23 protein-coding genes, 1 tRNA gene and 1 riboswitch are annotated in these 24,251 nt (G+C 68.3%); of the genes, 7 read left to right on the plus strand and 17 right to left on the minus strand.

Annotated elements, in window-relative coordinates:
- Positions 1-7: 7 nt before the first annotated feature.
- Positions 8-2,590, minus strand: a complete 2,583-nt coding sequence (gene clpB / locus ACFOWZ_RS13490) for an ATP-dependent chaperone ClpB (RefSeq protein WP_382372203.1) — start codon at positions 2,588-2,590, stop codon at positions 8-10.
- Between the two features lie 147 nt (positions 2,591-2,737).
- Here clpB and ACFOWZ_RS13495 point away from each other — a divergent pair, with 147 nt between their 5' ends.
- Positions 2,738-3,121 (plus strand): VOC family protein, encoded by a 384-nt coding sequence (locus ACFOWZ_RS13495; RefSeq protein WP_382372204.1) that lies wholly within the window; start codon positions 2,738-2,740, stop codon positions 3,119-3,121.
- Here the strand turns inward: ACFOWZ_RS13495 and ACFOWZ_RS13500 are convergent.
- Complete coding sequence (locus ACFOWZ_RS13500; protein ID WP_382372205.1) at positions 3,019-4,677, minus strand: MDR family MFS transporter; 1,659 nt, start codon at positions 4,675-4,677, stop codon at positions 3,019-3,021. The genes ACFOWZ_RS13495 and ACFOWZ_RS13500 overlap by 103 nt on opposite strands.
- Positions 4,678-4,785: 108 nt before the next feature.
- Positions 4,786-5,400: a pyridoxamine 5'-phosphate oxidase family protein gene (locus ACFOWZ_RS13505; RefSeq protein WP_382372206.1), complete on the minus strand. Its 615-nt coding sequence runs from the start codon at positions 5,398-5,400 to the stop codon at positions 4,786-4,788.
- A 303-nt stretch (positions 5,401-5,703) separates the two neighbouring features.
- On the opposite strand from ACFOWZ_RS13505, the gene ACFOWZ_RS13510 reads away from it, so the two are divergent.
- On the plus strand, positions 5,704-6,807 hold the full coding sequence (locus tag ACFOWZ_RS13510; RefSeq protein ID WP_030465809.1) for an FAD-binding oxidoreductase: 1,104 nt from the start codon (positions 5,704-5,706) through the stop codon (positions 6,805-6,807).
- Positions 6,808-6,810: 3 nt separating this feature from the next.
- Positions 6,811-6,896, plus strand: a riboswitch (ZMP/ZTP riboswitch).
- A 13-nt stretch (positions 6,897-6,909) separates the two neighbouring features.
- A complete protein-coding gene (locus ACFOWZ_RS13515) occupies positions 6,910-8,127 on the plus strand; it encodes a serine hydroxymethyltransferase (RefSeq protein WP_382372207.1) in 1,218 nt (405 codons plus the stop codon).
- Here the strand turns inward: ACFOWZ_RS13515 and ACFOWZ_RS13520 are convergent.
- A complete protein-coding gene (locus ACFOWZ_RS13520; RefSeq protein ID WP_382372208.1) occupies positions 8,110-8,685 on the minus strand; it encodes a TetR/AcrR family transcriptional regulator in 576 nt (191 codons plus the stop codon). The two genes, ACFOWZ_RS13515 and ACFOWZ_RS13520, sit on opposite strands and share 18 nt — an antisense overlap.
- Before the next feature lie 83 nt (positions 8,686-8,768).
- On the opposite strand from ACFOWZ_RS13520, the gene ACFOWZ_RS13525 reads away from it, so the two are divergent.
- Entirely contained in the window at positions 8,769-9,656 is an 888-nt protein-coding gene (locus tag ACFOWZ_RS13525; RefSeq protein ID WP_382372209.1) for an SDR family oxidoreductase, read from the plus strand.
- 248 nt (positions 9,657-9,904) lie between these two features.
- On the opposite strand, the gene ACFOWZ_RS13530 is transcribed toward ACFOWZ_RS13525, so the two are convergent.
- From ACFOWZ_RS13530 to ACFOWZ_RS13565, 8 genes are all read right to left on the minus strand, one after another.
- Positions 9,905-10,333, minus strand: a complete 429-nt coding sequence (locus tag ACFOWZ_RS13530; protein ID WP_030465805.1) for a heat shock protein transcriptional repressor HspR — start codon at positions 10,331-10,333, stop codon at positions 9,905-9,907.
- Between the two features lie 6 nt (positions 10,334-10,339).
- Complete coding sequence (gene dnaJ, locus ACFOWZ_RS13535; RefSeq protein WP_382372210.1) at positions 10,340-11,497, minus strand: molecular chaperone DnaJ; 1,158 nt, start codon at positions 11,495-11,497, stop codon at positions 10,340-10,342.
- A gap of 19 nt (positions 11,498-11,516) precedes the next feature.
- A complete protein-coding gene (gene grpE, locus ACFOWZ_RS13540) occupies positions 11,517-12,143 on the minus strand; it encodes a nucleotide exchange factor GrpE (RefSeq protein ID WP_035909189.1) in 627 nt (208 codons plus the stop codon).
- Positions 12,140-14,005 carry a molecular chaperone DnaK gene (gene dnaK / locus ACFOWZ_RS13545; protein WP_382372211.1) on the minus strand — a complete coding sequence of 622 codons (1,866 nt, stop codon included), beginning with the start codon at positions 14,003-14,005 and terminating at the stop codon, positions 12,140-12,142. Before dnaK ends, grpE begins: the two co-directional genes overlap by 4 nt.
- A 186-nt stretch (positions 14,006-14,191) precedes the next feature.
- A complete protein-coding gene (locus tag ACFOWZ_RS13550; RefSeq protein ID WP_382372212.1) occupies positions 14,192-15,025 on the minus strand; it encodes a DUF4097 family beta strand repeat-containing protein in 834 nt (277 codons plus the stop codon).
- A 78-nt stretch (positions 15,026-15,103) separates the two neighbouring features.
- Positions 15,104-15,658: a hypothetical protein gene (locus tag ACFOWZ_RS13555; protein ID WP_382372213.1), complete on the minus strand. Its 555-nt coding sequence runs from the start codon at positions 15,656-15,658 to the stop codon at positions 15,104-15,106.
- 4 nt (positions 15,659-15,662) lie between these two features.
- Positions 15,663-16,241, minus strand: coding sequence for a TetR/AcrR family transcriptional regulator (locus ACFOWZ_RS13560; RefSeq protein WP_382372680.1), 579 nt, complete (start codon positions 16,239-16,241; stop codon positions 15,663-15,665).
- On the minus strand, positions 16,238-16,561 hold the full coding sequence (locus tag ACFOWZ_RS13565) for a DMT family transporter (protein ID WP_382372214.1): 324 nt from the start codon (positions 16,559-16,561) through the stop codon (positions 16,238-16,240). Before ACFOWZ_RS13565 ends, ACFOWZ_RS13560 begins: the two co-directional genes overlap by 4 nt.
- A gap of 144 nt (positions 16,562-16,705) precedes the next feature.
- Here ACFOWZ_RS13565 and ACFOWZ_RS13570 point away from each other — a divergent pair, with 144 nt between their 5' ends.
- Positions 16,706-18,967: a (Fe-S)-binding protein gene (locus ACFOWZ_RS13570; RefSeq protein ID WP_382372215.1), complete on the plus strand. Its 2,262-nt coding sequence runs from the start codon at positions 16,706-16,708 to the stop codon at positions 18,965-18,967.
- Between the two features lie 62 nt (positions 18,968-19,029).
- Here ACFOWZ_RS13570 and ACFOWZ_RS13575 read toward each other — a convergent pair whose 3' ends face one another.
- The 4 genes from ACFOWZ_RS13575 to ACFOWZ_RS13590 all read right to left on the minus strand — a co-directional run bounded on the left by ACFOWZ_RS13575 (position 19,030) and on the right by ACFOWZ_RS13590 (position 22,286).
- Complete coding sequence (locus ACFOWZ_RS13575) at positions 19,030-19,809, minus strand: SdrD B-like domain-containing protein (protein ID WP_382372216.1); 780 nt, start codon at positions 19,807-19,809, stop codon at positions 19,030-19,032.
- Between the two features lie 66 nt (positions 19,810-19,875).
- The gene (locus tag ACFOWZ_RS13580) at positions 19,876-20,256 is read right to left on the minus strand and encodes a phage holin family protein (protein ID WP_382372217.1); all 381 of its coding nucleotides are present in this window, start codon (positions 20,254-20,256) and stop codon (positions 19,876-19,878) included.
- Between the two features lie 32 nt (positions 20,257-20,288).
- Positions 20,289-21,578: a hypothetical protein gene (locus tag ACFOWZ_RS13585; RefSeq protein ID WP_382372218.1), complete on the minus strand. Its 1,290-nt coding sequence runs from the start codon at positions 21,576-21,578 to the stop codon at positions 20,289-20,291.
- A 156-nt stretch (positions 21,579-21,734) separates the two neighbouring features.
- Positions 21,735-22,286: a MarR family winged helix-turn-helix transcriptional regulator gene (locus ACFOWZ_RS13590; protein ID WP_051782844.1), complete on the minus strand. Its 552-nt coding sequence runs from the start codon at positions 22,284-22,286 to the stop codon at positions 21,735-21,737.
- A gap of 211 nt (positions 22,287-22,497) precedes the next feature.
- Between ACFOWZ_RS13590 and ACFOWZ_RS13595 the strand changes: the two genes are divergently transcribed.
- Positions 22,498-23,472, plus strand: a complete 975-nt coding sequence (locus ACFOWZ_RS13595; protein WP_382372219.1) for a cation diffusion facilitator family transporter — start codon at positions 22,498-22,500, stop codon at positions 23,470-23,472.
- Here ACFOWZ_RS13595 and dcd read toward each other — a convergent pair.
- On the minus strand, positions 23,469-24,050 hold the full coding sequence (gene dcd / locus ACFOWZ_RS13600) for a dCTP deaminase (protein ID WP_382372220.1): 582 nt from the start codon (positions 24,048-24,050) through the stop codon (positions 23,469-23,471). The genes ACFOWZ_RS13595 and dcd overlap by 4 nt on opposite strands.
- Before the next feature lie 48 nt (positions 24,051-24,098).
- Here dcd and ACFOWZ_RS13605 point away from each other — a divergent pair.
- Positions 24,099-24,169 (plus strand) — tRNA-Gly (locus ACFOWZ_RS13605).
- Positions 24,170-24,251: the final 82 nt, after the last annotated feature.

The raw sequence follows: 24,251 nt of genomic DNA on the forward strand, positions 1-24,251 counted from the left end.
TCCGGAATCAGGCCGTGCGGCCCACGATCAGCCCGGTCTGGTCGTCCAGCACGTCCACGCGAACCGTGTCGCCGTCCCGCACCTCACCGGCCAGCAGCTCCTTGGCGAGCTGGTCGCCGATCGCCGACTGCACCAGCCTGCGCAACGGCCGCGCCCCGTACACCGGGTCGAAGCCGTTCAGGGCGAGCCAGTCGCGGGCCGACGGCGTGACGTCCAGCGTCAGCCTGCGCGCCGCCAGGCGGTCGGCCAGGCGAGCGATCTGGATGTCCACGATGGACGTCAGCTCCTCGGTGGCGAGCGCGTGGAACACCACGACGTCGTCCAGCCGGTTCAGGAACTCCGGCTTGAAGTGCCGCTGCACCACCGACATCACCGCGTCGCGCCGCTCGATCTCGCTGAGCGACGGGTTGGCGATGGCGGTCGAACCCAGGTTCGACGTGAGCACCAGGATCGTGTTGCGGAAGTCCACGGTCCGGCCCTGGCCGTCGGTCAGGCGGCCGTCGTCGAGGACCTGCAGCAGCACGTCGAACACGTCCGGGTGCGCCTTCTCGACCTCGTCGAGCAGCACGACCGAGTACGGGCGGCGACGGACCGACTCGGTCAGCTGTCCGCCCTGGTCGTAGCCGACGTAACCGGGAGGCGCACCGACCAGGCGGGCCACCGAGTGCTTCTCGGAGTACTCGCTCATGTCGATGCGGATCATCGCCCGCTCGTCGTCGAACAGGAACGCCGCCAGCGCCTTGGCCAGCTCGGTCTTGCCGACACCGGTCGGGCCGAGGAACAGGAACGACCCCGTCGGACGGTCCGGGTCGGCGACACCGGCGCGCGTGCGGCGGACCGCGTCGGACACGACCCGCACGGCTTCCGCCTGGCCGACGACCCGGCGGCCGAGCTCGTCCTCCATGCGCAGCAGCTTCGCGGTCTCACCCTCCAGCAGGCGTCCGGCCGGGATGCCGGTCCACGCCGAGACGACGTCGGCGACGTCGTCGGGGCCGACCTCCTCCTTGAGCATCGCCGCGTCGTGAGTGGACTCGGCGGCGGTCGCGAGCTCCTTCTCCAGCGCGGGGATCCGGCCGTAGCGCAGCTCCGCGGCACGGCCGAGGTCGCCGTCGCGCTCGGCGCGTTCCGACTCGCCGCGCAGCGACTCCAGCTGCTCCTTCAGGGTCCGGACCTTGTCGATCGAGCCCTTCTCGTTCTGCCAGCGAGCCGTCAGCGCGGACAGTTCCTCGCGCTTCTCGGCCAGCTCGGCGCGCAACGCCGACAGCCGTTCGAGCGAAGCCGCGTCGGACTCCTTGGCCAGCGCCATCTCCTCGATCTCGAGGCGACGCACGGCGCGTTCGACGGTGTCGATCTCGACGGGACGGGAGTCGATCTCCATGCGCAGCCGGGACGCGGCCTCGTCGACGAGGTCGATCGCCTTGTCCGGCAGGAAGCGCGCGGTGATGTAGCGGTCCGACAACGTGGCCGCGGCGACGAGGGCGGCGTCGGTGATGCGCACGCCGTGGTGCACCTCGTACCGCTCCTTCAGGCCGCGCAGGATGCCGACCGTGTCCTCCACCGAGGGCTCGCCGACCAGCACCTGCTGGAAGCGGCGTTCCAGGGCGGCGTCCTTCTCGATGTGCTCGCGGTACTCGTCCAGGGTCGTGGCACCGACCATGCGCAGCTCACCGCGGGCCAGCATCGGCTTGATCATGTTGCCGGCGTCCATGGCCGACTCGCCGGTCGCGCCCGCGCCGACGATCGTGTGCAGCTCGTCGATGAACGTGATGACCTGGCCGGCCGAGTCGGTGATCTCCTTCAGGACGGCCTTGAGCCGCTCCTCGAACTCACCGCGGTACTTGGCACCCGCGACCATCGAGCCCAGGTCCAAGCTGACGACCCTCTTGCCGCGCAGCGACTCGGGCACGTCACCGGCCACGACGCGCTGCGCCAGGCCCTCGACGATCGCCGTCTTGCCGACGCCGGGCTCACCGATCAGCACGGGGTTGTTCTTCGTGCGCCGCGACAGCACCTGGACGACCCGGCGGATCTCGGCGTCACGGCCGATCACCGGGTCGAGCTCGCCCTTGCGGGCGCGTTCGGTCAGGTCGACGCCGTACTTCTCCAGCGCCTTGTAGGTGCCCTCGGGATCCGGCGACGTCACCCGCGCCGAACCGCGGACGCGCGTGAAGGCCTCCTTCAACGCGTCGGGCGTCGCACCGTGCCGCCGCAGCAGATCGGCGACCTGCCCGCCGTGCTGCGCCAGCCCGACGAGGAGGTGCTCGGTCGAGACGTACTCGTCGCCCATCTCGGTGGCGAGCTCCTGGGCCTTGCCGAGCACCCGCACCGCGTCGCGGGAGAGCTGCGGCGCGGAGACCGTCGAGCCGGAAGCGCTGGGCAGCGAGCGGGAGAGCTGCTCCAGCTCCTTGCGCACCAGCGTCGGGTCGGCACCGACCGCCTCCAGCAACGGCGCGGTCAACCCGTCCGTCTGCGCCAGCAGTGCACTGAGCAGGTGCACGGATCCCACGTCCGGGTTCCCGTTGAGCGTCGCGGCTTGGACCGCAGCGGAAACCGCCTGCTGCGTCTTCGTCGTCGGGTTGAAAGCGTCCATTCCTCCACCTCGTGGTCAGCCTCCAGCATGGACCATCATCCCGCACAACGTCAGAAAAGTTGAGTCTGTTCCGCTCAACTACGAGAACGTGACGGCCGTCGCGAAAATGGCAGGTCAGCTGAGCTCGGTTGGGCGAAGATCAGCGCCATGACATCAACCATCCACAACGTCACCGTCGACGCCCGCGACTCCTACGAGATCGCCTCGTGGTGGGGCCAGGTGCTCGGCCTGCCGCTGGACCCGGAAGACAACCCCGGTGACCCGGAGTGCCTGATCCAGCTGCCGAGCGGGATCCGCTACCTGTTCATCAACGTCCCGGAGGGCAAGGAGCTCAAGAACCGGCTGCACATCGACCTGCAGCCCACCGACGGCACGCGTGACGAGGAGGTCGAGCGCCTCCTGAGCATCGGCGCGAGCGTGTACGAGGATCACCGCAAGCCGGACGGCACCGGCTGGGTCACCATGCGCGACCCCGAGGGCAACGAGTTCTGTGTGGAACGCAGCGCAGCCGAACGGGCCGCGACCTCCTGACCACCGTCACTCGAAAGCACCAACAGCTTGTCCACAGCGGGGGCCGGGTTATCCACAATCCGCTGTTCAGTATCCACAGGTGAATCAAGTTCAGTGGCGACCGTCTGTGCACCAGAACCCGTTGGGGTGACATCCACGGAGTCCCGCAGCGGCTGCTCCTTGATCAGCAGGACCGCGATCACCGTGAAGACCGCGAGACCGGCGGCGATCAGGAACAACTCACCCATCGCATCGCCGTAGGAGTCCCGCACGACTGGGGAGAGGGAGCCGCGGTCGAGCGTCTTCGTGCTCACGTGGGCCGCCAGCACCGCCCCGAGCACCGAGACGCCGGCCGTCCCGCCCAGCGACCGCAGGAACGTGGCCGTGGAGCTGGCGGCACCGAGGTCCGCCATGCCCACGCCGTTCTGCACGGCCAGCACCAGGTTCTGCATGGTCAGCCCGACACCGACGCCGACCAGCGCGAGGTAGGCCCCCATCAGCACGAGGTTCGTCCGGTGGTCGATCGTGCCGAGCAGCGCCAGGCCCGCGACCAGCGAGAACGCACCCCAGACGAGGTAGCTCTTCCACTTCCCGCTCCTGGCGATCAGCTGCCCGCTGACCGTCGACGAGATGCTCAGCCCCAGCACCAGCGGCACCGTCAGCAACCCGGCCTTCGTGGGCGAGAAGCCGCGCGCGATCTGGAAGTACTGCCCCATGAACACCGACGCGCCGAACATCGCCGTGCCGACCGCGACGCCACCGAGCATCGCCAGCACCACGGTCCGGTTCCGGAACAGGTGCAGCGGGATGACCGGCGCGGACGCCCGGCGCTCGACGAAGTAGGCGCCGATGATCGCGAGCAGCGCCCCGCCGACGAACAGCGCGCTCTCCTTCGAGACCCACGCGAAGTCCTTGCCCGCGAACGACACCCACATCAGCACCAGGCTGACGCCGCCGGTGATCAGCGTGGCCCCGAGGTAGTCGATCTTCACCTGCTGCTTGCGGACCGGCAGGTGCAGCGTCTTGTGCAGCACGGCCAGCGCCACGAGCGCCAGCGGCACGCAGACGAAGAAGCACCAGCGCCAACCGGGCCAGTCGACGAGGAACCCGCCGACCAGCGGCCCGCCGACGGTGCCCGCGGAGATCACCATGCCGGTGTAGCCGCTGTACCGGCCGCGCTCCCGCGGGCTCAGCAGCGCGCCGACCACGACCTGGCCGAGCGCCTGCACACCGCCCATGCCCAGGCCCTGGACGACCCGGAACGCGATGAGCTGCTCCATGTTCTGGCTCAGGCCCGACAGGACCGAGCCGACGACGAACAGCACGATGCTGCCCTGCAGCAGCTTCTTCTTGTCGAAGAGGTCCGCGAGCTTGCCCCACAGCGGCGTGCTGGCGGTGGATGCGAGCAACATCGAGGTGATGACCCACGTGTACTGGGTCTGCGTGCCTTTGAGCTCGGCCAGGATCGTCGGGAGAGCGTTCGAGACGATCGTGGAGCTGAGGATCGCGACGAGCAGCGCCACCCAGATGCCGGACAGCGCTTCGAGGATCTCCCGATGCGACGAGGGCCGGTTCAAGCACACCTCCAGTAGTTAGTTGATGCTACGCAACTATATCTGGAGATAGTTAGCTAGGCCAACTAATTGGGCTGGCTCCCAAGTCACACCGAGAGTCCCGTCACCAGGTCAACCGGCGCTCTTGTCCGCCTTGACCCCGAAGAAGTCGCCACCCTTCCGCTTGACGTCGTCGGTGCCCCAGTCCCGCAGGCGGTCGACCGGGATCATCCGGGGGATGTGCTTGCGGCAGTGGATGTAGGCCTCCTGCACCTCCACGACCACCCATCGCTCGACCTTGCGGTCCTCGGTGTCGAACTCCTCCCGCGGCACGATCCGGGCCCTTCCGTTCACGTGCAGCCCGATCAGGTCCTCCGCGAAGTCCACCATCAGCATTCCGACGTGCGGGTTCTCCATGATGTTGCCCAGCGAGGCCATCACGCCGTTGCCGCGGTACTCGGGGTACGCGACGGTCCGGGAGTCGATGACCTGGATGAACCCCGCCGGCCCGGCCCGGAGGGTCGAGTCGCACTCCCCGTCGGCATCAGCGGTCGAGATGAAGGCCATCTCCATCCGGCCGACGAACTCGGCCATCGCGGGGTTGAGGTGGTCCAGGACCTGGTCCGAGTAGAAGCGTGTGGCGCGGTCCTGGGTCTCCAGGGCACATTGGAGGAAGTGCTCACCTCGTGAGCCGGGCAGGTCGACACGGTCAGATGAGGTGGTTTCAGTCAGCTCAGGCAGGGACACGCGTGCAACCGTGGCACGCAAGCACGCAACCCGGTACAGACGGGCCCCCACATTCACACTGTTGCGGTAACAACTAGTTGCTTACAGTAATCACGCTTCGCTCGAAGGTGGCATCAAGGAGTCAAACCCACCAATCAGGGGTTACTGTCCACCCTGTCGGGGGACGGATGCTTGACGAGGACTACCGCGCCTTGCTGGCGCCAATGAGAACGTGGAGACTGCGCGCGGACCATGACTGCGAACGCTGTGCTGAGCCCCATCCCTACCCCGCCCCACCGAGAACCTCCACCCGGCGTCACCGCGATGGTGCGGATGATCCGGGAGAGCTTCGCGGTGGTGGAGCCGCACGCCGAAGAAGTGGCGAAGTTCTTCTACGGCATGCTCTTCTCGCTCTCGCCTGCCACACGCGAGATGTTCCCCGCGAACATGGAGGTGCAACGCAGCCGCCTGCTGCGCGCCCTCGTGCACGTGGTGCAGATGGTCGACCGCCCGGACGACCTCATCCCGTTCCTCCGCCAGCTGGGCCGTGACCACCGCAAGTTCGGTGTCATCAACGTCCACTACGAAGCGGTCGGGACGGCACTGCTGTCCGCGGTGAAGAAGTTCGCCGGTGCTGCCTGGACGCCCAAGGTCGAGATGGCCTGGGCCGAGGCGTACACGTTGATGGCGCGGGCCATGCAGGAGGCCGCCGACGCCGACAACGGGCCCGCCTACTGGCACGCGACGGTGCTGGAGCACCAGCGCGTCTCGTGGGACCTGGCGGTCGTGCGGCTGCAGCCCGACCACCCGGTCAGCTACCGCGCCGGGCAGTACGTCAGCGTGGAGACGCCGCAGCGCAAGCGCTTGTGGCGGTACTACTCGCCGGCGAACGCCCCGCGTGAGGACGGCGTCATCGAGTTCCACATCCGGTCCGTGGACGGCGGCTGGGTGTCACGCTCGGTGGTCGGCCACACGCAGGCCGGTGACACCTGGCGCATCGGTCCGCCGATGGGACGTCTCTCGGTCGACCGCACGTCCGGGTCGGACATCCTGATGGTGGCCGGCGGCACCGGTGTCGCGCCGATGCACGCGATCATCGACGAGATGGCGCAGTACGGCGAGAACCCCCGCGTGCACCTGTTCTACGGCGGCCGCACCCGCGAGGACCTCTACGACCTGGACAACCTGCAACGCATCGCGACCACGAACCCGTGGCTCACGGTCGTGCCGGTGCTGGAGTCGGACCCCGGTGTCCGGGGCGTCGAGCAGGGCAGTCTGGCCGACGTGGTCACCCGCTACGGAGCGTGGGAGGACCGCGACGTCCTGGTCTGCGGCAGCCCGGCCATGATCAGGTCCACCGTGTCCCGCATGCTGGTCGCCGGAACTCCTCTCGACCGGATCAAGTACGACCCGTTCACGCTGGACTAAACTCGGCACGTCCGCGACTGGCGTGCCGAGGGTGGAAGTGACCACCGGGAAGCGACCTGCCGAGAGCACCGAACGCCTGGGTGCCCGGTGTGGAGTCGCGCTGTGCTCGCTGAGACAGATCCCGCCGTGTTCGCGCTGATCAACGCCGAGGCCGACCGCCAGGCCCGGAAGCTGCGCATGATCGCGTCCGAGAACGACGTGTCCGCCGCCGTGCTCGAAGCAACAGGCTCGGTGCTGACCAACAAGTACTCCGAGGGCTACCCCGGCAAGCGGTACTACGAGGGCCAGCAGGTCGTCGACCAGGTCGAACAGCTCGCGATCGACCGGGCGAAGGCCCTGTTCGGCGTGGACCACGCGAACGTCCAGCCGCTCTCCGGCGCCCCCGCCAACCTCGCCGTGTACCTGGCGTTCCTGTCGCCGGGCGACACCGTCATGGGCATGTCGCTCCCGATGGGCGGCCACCTCACGCACGGCTGGAGCGTGTCCGCCACCGGCAAGTGGTTCCGCGCGGTCCAGTACGACGTCCGCAAGGACACCGGCGTCGTCGACATGGACGAGGTCCGCGCCCTCGCCCTGGCCGAACGCCCGAAGGTGATCTTCTGCGGTGGCACGGCGATCCCGCGCACGATCGACTTCCCGGCCTTCGCCACGATCGCCAGGGAGATCGACGCGGTCCTGGTCGCCGACATCGCGCACATCGCCGGCCTCGTCGCAGGCGGCGCGCACCCCAGCCCGGTCGGACACGCGTCGGTGGTCACCACGACCACGCACAAGACGCTGCGCGGCCCACGCGGCGCGATGATCCTTTGCGACGCCGAGCACGCGAAGGCGATCGACCGCGCCGTGTTCCCCGGTCTGCAGGGCGGCCCGCACGACCACACGACCGCCGCGATCGCCGTGGCACTGCACGAGGCAGCCCAGCCGGAGTTCCGCGAGTACGCGCACACGATCGTCGCGAACGCCCGCGCCCTGGCCGACGCGCTGCTGGAGCGCGGCTTCGACCTGGTGTCCGGCGGCACCGACAACCACCTGATCCTGATCGACCTGACCTCGAAGCTCCTCGGCGGCAAACCCGCGGCCCGAGCCCTGGACCGAGCGGGCATCGAACTCAACTACAACGCCGTCCCGTACGACACCCGCAAGCCGTTCGACCCGTCCGGCATCCGCCTGGGCACGGCAGGCATCACGACCCGCGGCCTCAAGCCGGGCCAGATGCCGCTGATCGCCGACTGGATCGACCGCGCGATCGCCGCCCACGACAACGACCAGGCCCTGGACCGCATCGCCACCGAGGTAGAGGACCTACTCAGCACCCTCTAACGCGGCAGCCGCGGCAGCCACCTCCTCGAGCGCCGGGCGGGCGACGTCAGCGAAGTCCCCGCCGGCCTCGAGCCACCGCCCGTAGGCGATCCGCAGGGCCAAAACCCCCAGCTCAGCAGCCACAGCCGCCTCGACCTCCTGCACCCCCCGCAGCAGCAGCCCGTCCTTGATCACGCCGGAGAACCCGGCCATCTTCAACGCGTCCCGCTCCCGCAACTCGGCGTTGGCCGCAATCACCGCAAGCCGCCGAGGCCCGTTGGCCCGCCGCGAGTCGGTGAACGTGACACCGATGGCCACAAGCGCCCCCTCGACCGCCTTCAACGCCCCGGCAGACGCAGGCGTCCCCTCGATCCCAGCAGCGATCAGCGAGACCAACTCGTCCTGCCCGCCGAACAAGACCTCGCGCTTGTCCCGGAAGTGCCGGAAGAACGTGCTCTTGGTGAGCCCCGCACGCTCAGCGATCTGAGCCACGCCGGTGTTCTCGTAGCCCTGCTCACCGAACAGGTCGAGCGCGGCGACCATCAACCGCTCCCGCGCCTCAGGCTCCCATCGACCCATGGCTCACATCCTAAGTGATGCGACTAAGTCCCATCACTCTGCTACGTTGATGAGACCAAGTCCCATCACTTCTGAGGAGAACCATGAAGGTCTTCGTCACGGGCGCCAGCGGCCACGTCGGCTCAGCCCTCGTCCCAGAACTGCTTCAGGCAGGCCACCAGGTAACCGGCCTGGCCCGCTCAGACACCTCGGCCGCCAAGCTGGAAGCGCAGGGCGCCACCGTTCAGCGCGGCGATCTGGACGACCTGGAGGGGCTGCGCAAAGGCGCGGCAGAGGCAGACGCCGTGATCCACCTGGCGTTCAAGCACGAGGAGATGTTCGCGGGCGACTACGCCGGCGCGTCCGCCGCCGACCTCGCAGTGGTCCGCGCGTTCATCGACGAACTGTCCGGCACCGGCAAGGCCCTGATCGGCACCGGCGGCACACTTTCCTACTCAGGCCTGGGCCACACCGCCACCGAGGACGAGCGCGTCCCCGACGACCACAGCCGAGGCACCGCGCGGAACCTCATCATCGACGCCTCAGACCTACGGGGCGCAGTCGTAGTCCTGCCACCGACCGTCCACAGTGAACTCGACAGGGCAGGCTTCATCCCACTGCTGGTCAAAACCGCCCGCACCACCGGCGTGTCCGGCTACCCAGGCGACGGCACGAACCGCTGGTCGGCAACGCACACCCTCGACGCAGCACGGCTCTACCGCTTAGCCGTGGAGAAGGCCCCCGCAGGCTCCGTGCTGCACGCGGTAGCCGAGGAAGCCGTGACACTGCGGGAGATCGCCGAGGTCATCGGGCAAAAGCTGAACGTGCCGGTCGAAAGCGTTCCAGCAGAACACTTCGGCCCACTCGCAACCATGGTGGCACGTGACGCACCCACGTCCGGTGCGCGCACGAAGGCGTTGCTGGGCTGGGAGCCGAAGGGCCCGAGCCTCCGGGAGGACCTGGAGTCCGGCTTCTACTCCGAACAGTCCTGATCACCTCAGCCCCGCCGCCGCGCGCTCTGCCGCCCACAGCACTGTCGGCCACGGCGTCTGCAAGTACTACCAACCCAACATCAACAAGCCTGTAACTACACCCATCCTGTTCGGTGTCCGTCGAACAGGATGGGTGTAGTTACAGGCGATTTGATCATGAGTTGGTGGTACTTGCAGACGCCTCAAAGCCAACAGGGAGTGGGTCACCTGATCGGTAGAACCCAACGTGATCAGCACCCCCGGCAAGATCACTTGCGCGGCTTGGGCTTCCACACCACCAACGCGGTCTCCTGGCGGATCGGGACCAGGTCCCGCCGGTAGGACGCGTGCACGGCGGCAGCCGTGGAGTCGGCGACCGCCAACGCCTGCGCCAACTCCTGCTGAAGCTCGGCGACCCGCGACCGCAACGCCTCGACCTGGTTCTCGAGCTCGATGATCCGCTTGATCCCAGCGAGATTGACGCCCTCGTCCTGCGACAACCGTTGCACCTCACGCAGCAGCACGATGTCGCGCATCGAGTACCGCCGCCCACCACCCGAGGTGCGCCCAGGCGAGACGAGCCCCATCCGGTCGTACGAGCGCAACGTCTGCGCGTGCAGCCCGGACAGCTGCGCCGCCACCGAGATCACGAAGAACGGCGTGTCCTCGTCGGTCCCAGGAGGGAACGGAAAACTCACCGGAACTCACCGTCCTTCAAGCAGCGCGTTCAGATCACCGCGCGGGTCGTGGTCCTTCGTCACGTCCGCGTACGCCTCCAGGGCCTTGCGGGCCTCGGAGGAAAGGTTGTTCGGCACCGCGACCTCCAGGGTGATCAGCAGATCACCGGAGGTGCCGTCCCGCTTGGTGATGCCCTTGCCCCTGGCCCGCAGCACTCGCCCGGAGGCGGTGCCGGCGGGCACCTTCAAGGTCACCTTGCCGTCCAGGGTCGGGACGGTCAACGTCGTTCCCAGCGCCAGCTCCGAGAACGTCATCGGGGCCGTCAGCGTCAGGTCGTTGCCCTGCCGGCCGAACACGCTGTGCGGGTTCACGTGCACGCGCACGAACAGGTCGCCGGACGGGCCGCCGTTCCGGCCCGGTTCGCCTTGTCCTGCAAGGCGGATTCGCTGGCCGTCGTCCACGCCTGACGGGATGCGCACGGTCAGCGTGCGGGTGCGGGTGCTGACGCCGTCGCCGCCGCACTCGGGGCACGGGTCGTCGATGATCCGGCCGGTGCCGCGGCAGTCGCGGCACGGCTCGCTGAACGCGAAGGCGCCCTGCGAGCGGGTCACCAGGCCGGAGCCCGAGCACGTCGCGCAGACGTGCGGGGTGGTGCCGGGCTTGGCGCCGGAACCGTTGCACGTGGTGCAGGCGGCGGGGGAGGACAGGCGCAGCGGCACTGTCGCGCCGCGGACCGCCTCGGTGAAGTCGATGCGAACGTCGGTCTCGACGTCCTCGCCGCGGCGCGGGCGGGTCGCGGAACCGGTGCCGCCGCCGCGCCGGTTGAACAGGCCGCCGAGCAGGTCGCCCAGGCCGCCGCCACCGGTGCCCTGCGCGGCGCGGCCGAACAGGTCGTTCACGTCGAAGCCGCCGGAGCCGAAGCCACCGCCGGGGAAGCCTCCGCCGCCCGCGAACAGGCGGCGGGCCTCGTCGTACTGCTTGCGCTTGGCGGGGTCCGACAGCACGCCGTAGGCCTCGGAGACCGCCTTGAAGCGGGCCTCGGCCTTGGCGTCGCCGGGGTTCGCGTCGGGGTGCAGCTCGCGGGCGAGCTTGCGGTACGACTTCTTGATCTCGTCCGCCGACGCGTCGGAGGAGACGCTCAGCTCGCGGTAGAAGTCCTTTTCGATCCAGTCCCTAGCACTCACCGGACGTCTCCTCCTCTCGTCAGTTCTCTTCGGCCTGAGGTGCGGCGGCAGGCTCGTGGTCCGTCACCGCGACGAGCGCGGGCCGGACGAGCTTGTCGCCGAACGTGTAGCCGCGACGCAGGACCGCGGTGACGGTCGGACCGTCGACGTCCGGGGACGTGCTGTGCTGCACGGCCTCGTGCACCGACGGGTCGAACGCCTCGCCCTCGTGCGCGAACGGCTCCAGGCCGGTCTTCTGCAACGTGGACACGAGCTTGTCCGCCACCGCCTTGAACGCGCCGGTCAGGTCGCCGTGCGCGGCGGCCCTCTCGACGTCGTCCAGCACCGAGAGGAGCTCGGCGGCCACGGACGCCTTCGCGTTGTTGATCACCGCTTCCCGGTCGCGTTCCACCCGCTTGCGGTAGTTCGCGTACTCGGCGGTGAGCCGCTGGAGGTCGGCGGTGCGCTCGTCGAGCTGGGTCTTCAGCTCGGCGGCCACCTCGTCCACGACCTCGGCGACCAGGGGTTCGTCAGCCGGAGCAGCACCTTCCTCGGCAGCGTGGGCCGGCGGCCGGACCTCACCCGTCTCGGGGTCGATCCGGCGCCGGTCGTTCACGACTACCTGAGGCTGCTCCTCGTCAGGGGCGGCGTGCCTCGGTTCGGTCACTTCTTCTTTTCCTCGTCCACGATCTCGGCGTCCACGATGTCGTCGTCGGCGGCCTTGGCACCGGCACCCGCGGCACCCGGCGCGTCAGCACCAGGGGCCTCGGCACCGGCGGCACCCGGCGCGTTGGCGTAGATCGCCTGGCCGATGGCCTGGGACTCGGTCGCGAGCTTCTCGACCGCCGTCTTGATGGCGTTGATGTCGGTGCCCTTGAGCGCCTCGTTCGCCTCGGCGATCGCGGCGTTGACCTTCTCCTTGATGTCGCCCGGGAGCTTGTCGTCGTTCTCCTTGACGACCTTCTCCGTCTGGTAGACGAGCGTCTCGGCCTGGTTGCGGACCTCGGCCTCCTCGCGGCGGCGCTTGTCCTCCTCCGCGTGGGCCTCGGCGTCCTTCACCATGCGGTCGATGTCGTCCTTCGGCAGCGCGGAGCCACCGGTGATCGTCATCGACTGCTCCTTGCCGGTGCCCAGGTCCTTCGCCGACACGTGGACGATGCCGTTCGCGTCGATGTCGAAGGTGACCTCGATCTGCGGCACGCCACGGGGCGCGGGCGGCAGGCCGGTCAGCTCGAACATGCCGAGCTTCTTGTTGTGCGCCGCGATCTCGCGCTCGCCCTGGAAGACCTGGATCTGCACGGACGGCTGGTTGTCGTCCGCCGTCGTGAAGGTCTCGGAACGCTTCGTCGGGATCGTGGTGTTGCGCTCGATCAGCTTGGTCATGATGCCGCCCTTGGTCTCGATGCCGAGGGACAGCGGGGTGACGTCGAGCAGCAGGACGTCCTTGACCTCACCCTTGAGGACACCGGCCTGCAGGGCGGCGCCGACGGCGACGACCTCGTCCGGGTTCACGCCCTTGTTGGGCTCGCGGCCGCCGGTCAGCTCCTTGACGAGCTCCGCGACGGCGGGCATGCGGGTCGAGCCACCGACGAGCACGACGTGGTCGATGTCGCCGACGGAGATGTTGGCGTCCTTGATCACGTTGTTGAACGGCGCGCGGGTGCGCTCGAGCAGGTCGTTCGTGATCCGCTGGAACTCGGCGCGCGACAGCGTCTCGTCGAGGAACAGCGGGTTCTTGTCCGCGTCGACCGTGATGTACGGCAGGTTGATCGAGGCGTTGCTGGAGCTCGACAGCTCGATCTTGGCCTTCTCCGCAGCCTCACGGATGCGCTGGAGGGCCATCTTGTCCTTGGTCAGGTCGATGCCGTTGGCCTGCTTGAACCGGTCGACCAGCCAGTCGACGATGCGCTGGTCCCAGTCGTCGCCACCGAGGTGGTTGTCACCGGAGGTCGCACGGACCTCGACCACGCCGTCGCCGAGCTCGAGCAGCGAGACGTCGAACGTGCCGCCACCGAGGTCGAAGACCAGGATGGTCTGCTCCTTCTCGCCCTTGTCGAGGCCGTAGGCCAGAGCGGCCGAGGTCGGCTCGTTGACGATGCGGAGCACGTTGAGGCCCGCGATCTGGCCGGCCTCCTTGGTGGCCTGGCGCTGCGCGTCCTCGAAGTACGCCGGGACGGTGATGACGGCGTCGGTGATCTCCTCACCCAGGTACGCCTCGGCGTCGCGCTTGAGCTTCATCAGCACGCGCGCGCTGATCTCCTGCGAGGTGTACTGCTTGCCGTCGATCTCATCGGTCTTCCAGTTGGTGCCGATGTGCCGCTTGACCGAACGGATGGTGCGGTCGACGTTGGTGACGGCCTGGTTCTTCGCGGGCTGACCCACGAGGACCTCGCCGTTCTTGGCGAAAGCGACGATGGACGGAGTCGTCCTCGAGCCCTCCGAGTTGGCGATGACCGTCGGCTCACCGCCCTCGAGAACGGCGACGACGGAGTTGGTCGTCCCCAAGTCGATGCCGACTGCACGCGCCATTGGAGTTCCTTCCGCTAGTACTTGTTGAGCGTTGCTGGCTCAAGTTTGCCATCTCACCCAACCTTGAGCCTACCCGACTCAAGCTTTCTGACTGTGCCAACGGCCGGGAAAGTCCGCTTGTTCCCCACAACGCAGCGAGGACCACTCCTCGTGGAGTGGCCCTCGACACAGTTCCTCTCGGTCGGCTCAGGCGCCGATCACGGTGATGTCCCCCGACCCCGCGTTCAGCTTGAGCTCCAGCGCCGCGTTCGGGTCGGTCGGCACGTTGATCGTGCGTTCCCCGCTGCCCGACGTCCCGCTGACCTTGTACGGACCCCCTGGCAGCCGCACCCTGACGTCACCGGAACCGGAGTCCACCTGCACCGACTTCGCCGCGATCAGGGCCAGCTCGACCCGGCCGGAGTCGGCGATGGCGGTCACGTCGTTCGACAGCGAGGTGCCGTCGATGTCCCCGGAGTTGGTGTCGACGAGGACCTTGCCCTTGATCGCGTCCAGCAGGATGCGGCCGGAGCCCAGGTCGGCCGTGACGCTGCCGCCGATCCTGGTGGCCTCGAAGTTGCCGGATCCGGTCTTCACCTTCACGTCGCCCGCGATGTCACGGGTGACGACCCGGCCGGACCCGGTCTTGAACTCGACCGACGCCAGGCCCTCGAAGATCGTGTCGCCCGACCCGATGTCGCCGACCACGGAGATGTCCGGCGACGGGACGAGGACCTCGTAGTTGATCGAGCAGTCCCTGCCGCAGCCGTCCAGCACCAGCGCGTTGCCCTCGACGCGGTGCGCGACCCCCGACGGCCTGTTGTCCCTCTCGTGCTCGACCCTGCGGTGGACCTTCGTCTCGGTCAGGCCCTGCTGGTACCGGACCGTCACGTCGCCGGAGTCGTTGTCGCTGCGCACGCGCACCGAGGTGAACTTCTCCGCGACGACGTGGTCGTCCTGGAACTCGTACTTCACGATGCGGATGCCACACGCAGAGAGCACCGCCCCCACCAGCAACGCCACCAACGCCGTCCTCAGCATGAGCACAAAAGTAGAGGTGGCGAGGCTCAGCTACACGGCAGTCAGCCCCCGAAGGCGGGGTGGGGTTGTCCCTACCTGTCAGACGAGGTCTTCGAGCACCGCGCGCAACGCCGGTGCCGTGCGCGCCGGGTCGTTGAGGAACCGCGTCGAAGCCAGCACGTGCGCGGGCGCGATCCGCTCCCACAGCAGGCCGTCGACCGGCACCTCGGCGATGTGCAGCTCCACGCTCTGCGCCCACCGGCCGATCCGCGACTCGATGCCGCGCAGCACGTCGCCGATCGGCAACGCCGCCGGGCGTTGCACCCGGTGCAGCTCCTCGATGCCCGGCTTCAGCGCCAGCACCGCGGCGCGACAGGCCGGTCGTGTCAGCAACGCCTCGGCGTCCTCCGCCGTGGCGGGTTCGGCGCCCCGCGTGCACGCGTCCAGCGCGTCTGCCCACCAGCCCGGCCACTCGGCGGTCACGGCGGCGCGGTCGACACCCGCGGGCACCCGCACCGGCAGCGACGGCTCCAGACCCGGCACGTGCGGCTCGACGTCGACCGACAACGCCAGCGAGTCCCGCACGTAGAGCGCGGCCAGCAGCCCGAGGCTCACCCCGTGGCCGATGCCTGACACCTCTCGCGCGAACTTCATGCCTTCATTGTCCCCGTGCCGGAGCGGTGGAATCGTCGCGGCCACAGATCAAGAAGGACACGATTGGCTCCAGCTCGTCCTCGTTCGGAGCAACGTCGGCGATCAGGCCCTGGATCAGCAGTCCGTCGATGGCCGCGAGGAGCGCGCGGAACGCCACCGGGTCCGCCGGGCGCACCGCCTCCACGGCGAGGTCGAGCCACCGGCGTGCGGCGGCCCTCAGCTCGGGACGCCGGCCGGCCAGCAGGTAGAGCTCGTACTCGGCGAGCGTGCGGCCGCGGTTCTCGTTGACGGCCTTGGCGAGCGTCGCCGCGATCTCGCGCGCGGTGCCGCCGCGGGCCACCGTGCCCAGCATGACCTCGCACAACTCCTCGGCCGCCTGCACCAGCGTCGCGATCAACAGGTCGTCGAGGGTCGCGAAGTAGTAGGTGGGCGCCGTCGTCGGCACGCCCGCTTCCCGCGCCACGCTGCGATGGGTCACGCCCGCGACGCCGTCGCGTTCGATGACCCTCAGGGTTGCCTCGACGATCGTGCGGCGCTTCTTCTCTCCGCGCGCTCGCCGGCCGTCCACTGCGACTGCGGTCAGTGCGTCCTCCCGAGCTCGAGCGTCACCACGCCTCCGATGATCAGAGCCAGCCCGATGACCATCGTGGGGTTGAGGGTCTCGCCCAGGAACTTCCAGCCGATGACCGCGACGGCTGCTACTCCGACGGCGGACCACACGGCGTAAGCGACGCCCACGGGCATACCCAACTTCAACGCGCGCGAAAGTGCCGTGAAGGCGATCGCATAACCAACGACGACGACCGCTGACGGCCACGGTTTGCTGAAGCCCTCGGACAGCTTCAGCGACACGGTGGCGGCGATCTCTCCCACGATCGCCGCGGCGAGATACAGGTACAACACGGCGACCTCCGGACGTTTGAAACAACTACTTGAACGAGTGTTCCACAAGTTTTTGATCAATTTCCGGATACTTGACCGGTACGTGACGAGACACCGGCCACGTCCAAGTGGTTACTCACGAGTAACGTGGCCTAGACTCCCGCCATGACCCTCCAGCTGGTTCTCGGACTCGTCGCCGTAGCGGTGAGCGTCGTCGCCTGGGGCGTGTTCGGCGCTGGCGTCGGGAAGATGATCAAGATCATCCGGCTCGGCCAGCCGGACGACACTCGCAAGGGACCGTTCTGGCCGCGTCTGAAGACGTTGATCGTCGAGTTCGTCGCGCACACCAGGATGGCCAAGTTCCGCGCGGTCGCCCCGTGGCACTGGATGGTGATGTGGGGCTTCCTCATCGGCTCCGCGGTGCTGTTCGAGGCCTACGGCGAGGTGTTCGACCCGCACTTCCACTGGCCGATCATCGGCACGTGGTCGGTCTGGCTGCTGCTGGTCGAGCTGCTGGGCCTCGGCACCGTCGTCGGCGGTGTGGCCCTCGCGATCATCCGCCAGCGCAACCACCCGCGCCGCGCCGACCGGGTCTCCCGCTTCCAGGGCTCCGACTTCAAGGCCGCGTACTTCGTCGAGGCCGTCGTGATCATCGAGGGCGTCGGCATCCTGATGGTCAAGGCGTTCAAGCAGTCGAGCGGCCTCGAGTCCGCGCCGCTGTGGACGTCGTTCGTGACGCAGCCGCTCGCCCACCTGCTGCCGTCGGCGCCGATCTGGGTGTCCGTGATGGCGCTGGTCAAGCTGCTGTCCGGCATGATCTGGCTGGTCGTCGTCGGCCGGAAGCTCACGATGGGCGTTGCCTGGCACCGGTTCTCGGCGTTCGTCAACATCTACTTCAAGCGCGAGGACGACGGCGGCGTCGCCCTGGGCGCGCTCAAGCCGATGATGTCCGGCGGCAAGGTCCTGGACCTGGAGGAGGCCGACCCGGACAAGGACGTGTTCGGCGTCGGCAAGGTCGAGGACTTCAGCTGGAAGGGCTGGCTCGACTTCTCCACGTGCACCGAGTGCGGCCGCTGCCAGTCGCAGTGCCCCGCCTGGAACACCGGCAAGCCGCTGTCGCCCAAGCTGGTCATCACGCAGCTGCGCGACCACGCGTTCGCCAAGGCGCCGTACCTGCTGGCCGGCGGCTCGCGCGACATGGCCGGCGACGAGGTCGGCCTGGTCGAGGACAAGTACGAGGACTACAAGAAGCGCCTCGAGTCCATCGACGTGCTGGCGATGGCCGAGTCCGAGCGCCCGCTGGTCGGCGGCCCCGACGAGCTGGGTGTCATCGACCCCGAGGTGCTGTGGTCCTGCACGACCTGTGGCGCGTGCGTCGAGCAGTGCCCTGTCGACATCGAGCACGTCGACCACATCGTCGACATGCGCCGCTACCAGGTGCTGATCGAGTCGAACTTCCCGACCGAGCTCGGCGGCATGTTCAAGAACCTGGAGAACAAGGGCAACCCGTGGGGCCAGAACGCCAAGGACCGCCTGGCGTGGACCGAGGGCCTCGAGTTCGAGGTGCCGGTGTTCGACGGCGAGCTGGGCGACGCGGAGTACCTGTTCTGGGTCGGCTGCGCCGGTGCGTTCGAGGACCGCGCGAAGAAGACCACCCGCGCCGTGGCCGAGCTGCTGCACACCGCGGACGTCAAGTACACGGTGCTCGGCCCGGAGGAGACCTGCACCGGTGACCCGGCCCGCCGCGCCGGCAACGAGTTCCTCTTCCAGATGCTCGCGCAGCAGAACGTCGAGGTCCTCAACTCGGTCTTCGAGGACCGGCCCGCCGGTCAGCGCAAGATCGTCGTGACGTGTGCGCACTGTTTCAACACGCTGGCCAACGAGTACCCGCAGGTCGGCGGCACGTACGAGGTCGTGCACCACACGCAGCTGCTGAACAAGCTGGTGCGCGAACGTCGTCTGGTGCCGGTCGCGCCGGTCACCGAGGACGTCACGTACCACGACCCGTGCTACCTGGGCCGCCACAACAAGGTCTACGAGGCGCCGCGCGAGCTGATCGGGGCGTCCGGCGCGAAGCTGCGCGAGATGCCGCGCCACGAGGAACGCTCCATGTGCTGTGGTGCCGGTGGTGCCCGCATGTGGATGGAGGAGCGGATCGGCAAGCGCATCAACGTCGACCGCGTCGACGAGGCGCTCTCGACCGCGCCGTCGAAGATCGCGACCGGCTGCCCGTTCTGCCGCGTGATGCTGACCGACGGCGTGACCGCGCGTCAGTCGGACGGCCTGGCCGGTGCGCACGTCGAGGTCGTGGACGTGGCGCAGATGCTGCTCGAGTCCGTGCGACGCGGCACCGAGAAGAAGGACACGCCGACCGACGAGGTCCCGACCGGCACGCCGTTGCCGGACGAGGACAAGGCGAAGGCCTGATCCTCACGTGACGAGAACGGCCTCCGGTCCACTGTGGACCGGAGGCCGTTTTCCGTTTCCCGTCAGAAAGCCCAGACCTTGAGCTTCTTGACGTTGTTGTCCAGGTTCACGTCCGGTGCGCCGAGGGTCTCGGCGGTAACGACGATCTCGCCGCGCCTGATCGGCCCGTCCACGCGCGCCTTGATCGTGTACGTGACGGACTCGCCGATGTACGTGTCCGCCTGGTAGACGCTCGACAGGCTCACGCGCTGTCCGTCGACGTGCCAGACGGGCGCGTTGGCGGACAACGGGGTCAGCCCCTCCGGCAGCGTGGCGTGGCCGTGCAGCGGCGTGGGCTGGTTGCCCTTGTTCCGGTAGGTGACCTCGACGTCGACCTCGTCACCGACGTGCATGAAGCGGGGCGCGTCCACGCGGTCGACCGCCGTGTCGAACCGCCCCGGCACGAAACCGGCGTCGTACGGACCGGCCTGGCCGCCCGGCGCGAGGGTGAACTTCTCGGTGTCGAGCGTGTTCTGGTCGAAGTCCGAGTCGCCGCCGCTCTTGGTGAACACCGTCTCGTACTGCCGCGCGAACATGGTCACCACGTAGGTGCCCGCCGGGACGTCCTCGAACCGGTAGTTGCCGTTCGCGTCGGTGGTGGCCGCCCGGTACAGCCCCGGGATCAGGAAGGTGTAGCCGGCTCGCGGCGCCTCGCCCGGCTGCCGGAGGCCGTCACCGTTGTCGTCGAACCACGCCGACCCGGTGACCACACCGCCCGGCTCGTCGGCCATCGCCGGTTGGACGACGACGGCCGACGCTGCGAGCGCGAGCCCGATTGCGGAAAGTCTTGCCACAGCACGCATTTCAATTCCCCCCAGGAATCAGTGAACTTGCACTCTGGGGGACGTGCTGCCTCGATCGGGGTTGCTTCAGTCGTTGTCGGTGATCTTGTCGTAGATCACGTTCAGCACCCAGCCGGTCAGGGCGACGATGATCGCACCCCAGAACGCGGGCCAGAAGCCGTCGACGCGGAACGGCAGGTCCAGCTGCTCGGCGATCCACCCGGTGAACATGAACAGCAACGCGTTCACCACGAGCCCGATCAGGCCGAGCGTGACCAGGTAGAAGAAGCAGCCGAAGAACTTCACCAGCGGCTTCACGACCGCGTTCACCAGGCCGAAGATCACCGCGACGCCGATCAGCGTCAGGATTCTCGAGCCGGTGGTGCCCTCGCCCAGGTCGATGCCGGGGAGGGCGGTCGACACCCAGACCGCCACGGCAGTCAGCAGCACATGCACCAAGATGCCCATGCCGCAGACTAACCGTGACGGGTCCTATGTGGTCACGAGCGGCGGCGGCGAGCCACGAAGAACACGCTCACACCGGCCGCGAGCAGCACCGCGCCCAGGCCGAGGAAACCGAGCACCGAGGCTCCCGTCGAGGCGAGACCGGACTTGTTGCCCGCCTTCGCCACGGCCGGAGCGGTCGTGGTGGTCGTCGGCGTGGTGGTCTGCGCGGAAGACGACGGCGTGGACGGCTCCGTGGTGGCGCCCTTCTCCACGACCTTGACCTGCTTGTAGAAGGGCTGGCCCTGGTTCTTGTGGTCGACGTCCCTGAACCCACCGATGAACGGGCGGGCGAACGGGCCGATCTGCGTCAGACCGGTGCCGACGATCTCGAGCTTCATCTTCACCGTGATCGACTGGCCGGGCATCAGCTTCGCGACCGTCTCGAACTCCTGCATCGTGCCGGTGACGTTGTCGCTGAGCGAGATCAGCTCGACGTTGTCGGGGCCGACGCCGAACACCACGACCGACAGCTTGCCGGGGACGTCGCCCTTGTTGAGCAGCTTGAACTCGACCTCGATCTGGTCGCCGACCACGTAGGTGTCCTTGGCCGGGCTGATCGCGGTCCCCTCGAGCGCGCCGTCACCCTTGGGCTCGAAGTAGCGCGCGTCGGCCCGGATGTCGCGCTCGCTCCCGGCCGGCCCGAGGGCGAGCGTGCCGGTCACCCAGTCGACGTCCACACCGGACTTCGGCTTCGCCAGAGCCAGGCCGTTCCTCGTGAGGTCGGGCGCGGTCAACGTGAGGGCGCCCAACGGGAGGTCGAGCTGGTAGGCCCCGTCCGCACCGGCCTGGGCCTCAGCGCTGAACTGCGCACCGGACTGGACCTGGCCGCTGACCTTGATCTTGCCTGCGTGCGTCTTCTCGTCGGCCTGCTTCACGCCGTCACCGTTGGAGTCGACGAAGGTGAAGCCGTTGAGGAAGTAGCCGCGCAACGGGTAGTCGGCGTCCGTCCTGGACTCCGACACGTCGTGCCCGAGCACGGTGCTGGAGTAGTCCTTCTCCAGGCTGCTGGTGACGTACTCGGGCCCCTTCGGCAGCACGGCCCGATACCTGCCGTCCGGACCGGCCGGGAAGGTGCCGACCAGTTCGTTGGTGCCCTGGACGCGGATCTGGACACCCGGTCCACCGGCCCTGACGTTCTCACCGGCGTTGTAGGCGTTGTCGCCGTTGCGGTCGATGTAGAACAGGCCTTCCACGGTGATCGTCTCGTCCTGCGCGAAGGCGGGTGTGCCTACCGCGGTCAGCACGAGGGCAGCCGTCATCGTGACGGCGAAGACGTTCTTCACTGATCCCCCAGCGTTCGATGCTCCACAGTGGAGTCGAACGACCAGGGGTTCAGGTTGCGTGATGCTCGTCACTCCGACAACGGATAGCCACCCACGTCGCACCCCTCCCTCTCGTGCCCAGTTAGCACGATATCGGATAGTACGAGTTCGTAGCAATTACTCCTTGCTGTCGAGTGCGAGCCGTGTGCGCCGGTGCGCGGGCCCCAGCTCGCCCGAGAGCACCTCCATCACCTGGCGCAGCAGGTCGCGCAGGTTCTCCAGGTCGGCCCCCGGCAACGCGGTGAAGAGGTCCCGCTCCCGTTCCGCCTGACCTGCGACGATCTGCAGGAAGATCTCGCGGCCCGCGTCGGTGAGCGTCGCGGGCAACGACCGGCGGTCGCTCGGGTCGAGCTCGCGGACGACCAGGCCCGCCTTCTCCAGCCGGTCGAGGCGGCTCGTGATCGTGGTGGCCGGACTCAGCGTGCCGTTCGCGAGCTGCTTGGGCGTGAGCCGGTGCGGCGGCCCGATCCAGAAGAGCCTGGCGAGGATCTCGTAGTCGGCACGGTTGAGCCCGTGCGGCGCGGCGATCTCCGTGGCGAGGAAGTCGAGGTACTTGCTGATCTGGTGGACCCGGTCGACCACACCCTCGACCACCGGATCGATCGCCGGAACCATGGCCCTCCACGACTCGACCTCGGCGTCGGTGTCGTCCGCACCTCGCTTGCCCATCCCACGATGGTAGTTGCGCCGTCATGCAGAACGGCCCGCGTCTCTCCCGGACGCGGGCCGTTCCGTCTTACCCCCTGGTGATCAGCGTCCCCCCGGAGCAGATCCCAGACTTAAGACACCGAAGTGCCTCCTGATGTTGCTCCCCACCCCGAATGTCACTCGAATGCAGTAACGAACGGGGCGCGGGCCCCTGCGGCCTAGGCTGATCTCCATGAGCGAGAAGCCGTCGGGGTCCGGTGAAAGCAGGCTCACCGTCGTCCTGGCCCTGCTGGTCAACCTCGCCATCGCCATCACCAAGGCCATCGCGGGCGTGCTGACCGGCTCGGCGGCGATCCTCTCCGAAGCCGCCCACTCGGTGGCCGACACGTTCACCGAAGCCCTTCTGCTCACCGCCCTGCGCCGCTCGGACCGTCCCGCCGACCGCCGCCACCCGTTCGGCTACGGCAAGGAGCGCTACTTCTGGTCGCTGCTGGCGGCCGTCTCGATCTTCGCCTCGGGCGCGATGTTCGCGTTCTACGAAGGCTTCCGCACGGTGTTCGGCGAGCCGGAGGAGCAGACGCGCCCGCTGGTCGGCTACATCGTTCTCGGCCTGGCCTTCGCGCTGGAGTCCGTCTCGTGGACCCAGGCCTTCCGGCAGGTCCGTTCCGAGTCCGCCGCGCACGGCCGCGGCTTCTGGGACTTCCTGAGGATGTCGGACGACCCCACCGTGAAGACGGTGTTCCTGGAGGACTCCGCGGCGCTGATCGGCCTGGTGCTCGCGTTCTCCGGCCTCGGCCTGCACCAGCTCACGGGTTCGTCGCTGTGGGACGGCCTGGCCTCACTCGCGATCGGTCTGCTGCTGGCCCTGGTCGCGTACGTCCTCGCCCGCACCAACAAGGGACTCCTGATCGGACGCCAGGCGGATCCGGTGATGGTGAAGGCGATCTGGCGCCGGCTGTCCGAGGTGCAGGAGGTCGACGCCGTCGTGGACGTGCTGACGATGCTGATCGGCACCGACCGCGTGCTGCTGTGCGCGCGCCTCGACTTCGACGACACGTTGACGGCCTTCGAGCTGGAGAACGCGTGCGTCCGCATCTCGGCCGAACTGCGGTCCGCATTCCCAGACCTCGACGAGATCTTCCTGGAACCGGTGCCGCGCACCGACCCCGACCTGCGCCGCCGGGTGCTGGACCGCTACGGCTTCTAGCGGCGCGTGTCCGTGCGGTGGAAGTTGAGGTAGGCCTTGCTGGGCGTCGGCCCGCGCTGCCCCTGGTACCGGCTGCCGGCCTGCTTCGAGCCGTACGGGTGCTCCGCCGGGCTCGACAGCTTGAACAGGCAGAGCTGCCCGATCTTCATGCCGGGGTGCAACGTGATCGGCAGGTTCGCGACGTTCGACAGCTCCAGCGTGATGTGGCCGGAGAAGCCCGGGTCGATGAAGCCGGCCGTGGAGTGGGTCAGCAGCCCGAGCCGGCCGAGGCTGGACTTGCCTTCGAGGCGCCCGGCCAGGTCGTCCGGCAGCGTCACCATCTCGTAGGTGGAGCCGAGCACGAACTCGCCGGGGTGCAGCACGAACGGCTCACCGTCCGGCGTCTCGACCAGGCTCGTCAGGTCGTCCTGCTGCTGCGCCGGGTCGATGTGCGTGTAGCGCGTGTTGTTGAAGACGCGGAAGAAGCGGTCGAGGCGCACGTCGATGCTCGACGGCTGGAGCATCTCGACGTCGAACGGGTCGAGGACGAGACGGCCGGACTCGACCTCTTTGCGCAGATCCTGGTCACTCAGCAGCACCCGGACAGGCTAGCCCAGGCTTGTGTATGATCGGCGACGCACTGCTTCGCGGGTGTAGTTCATTGGTAGAACGACAGCTTCCCAAGCTGTAGAGGCGGGTTCGATTCCCGTCACCCGCTCGCGACCGAGGCCGAGGTGTGTCTGCAGAGTGCGCAGACCCATCTCGGCCTCTCGGTTTTTCTCTGGGGGCCAAGCCCCCAG

This window comes from Lentzea rhizosphaerae, from assembly GCF_042649515.1.
Classification (GTDB): Bacteria; Actinomycetota; Actinomycetes; order Mycobacteriales; family Pseudonocardiaceae; genus Lentzea; species Lentzea aerocolonigenes.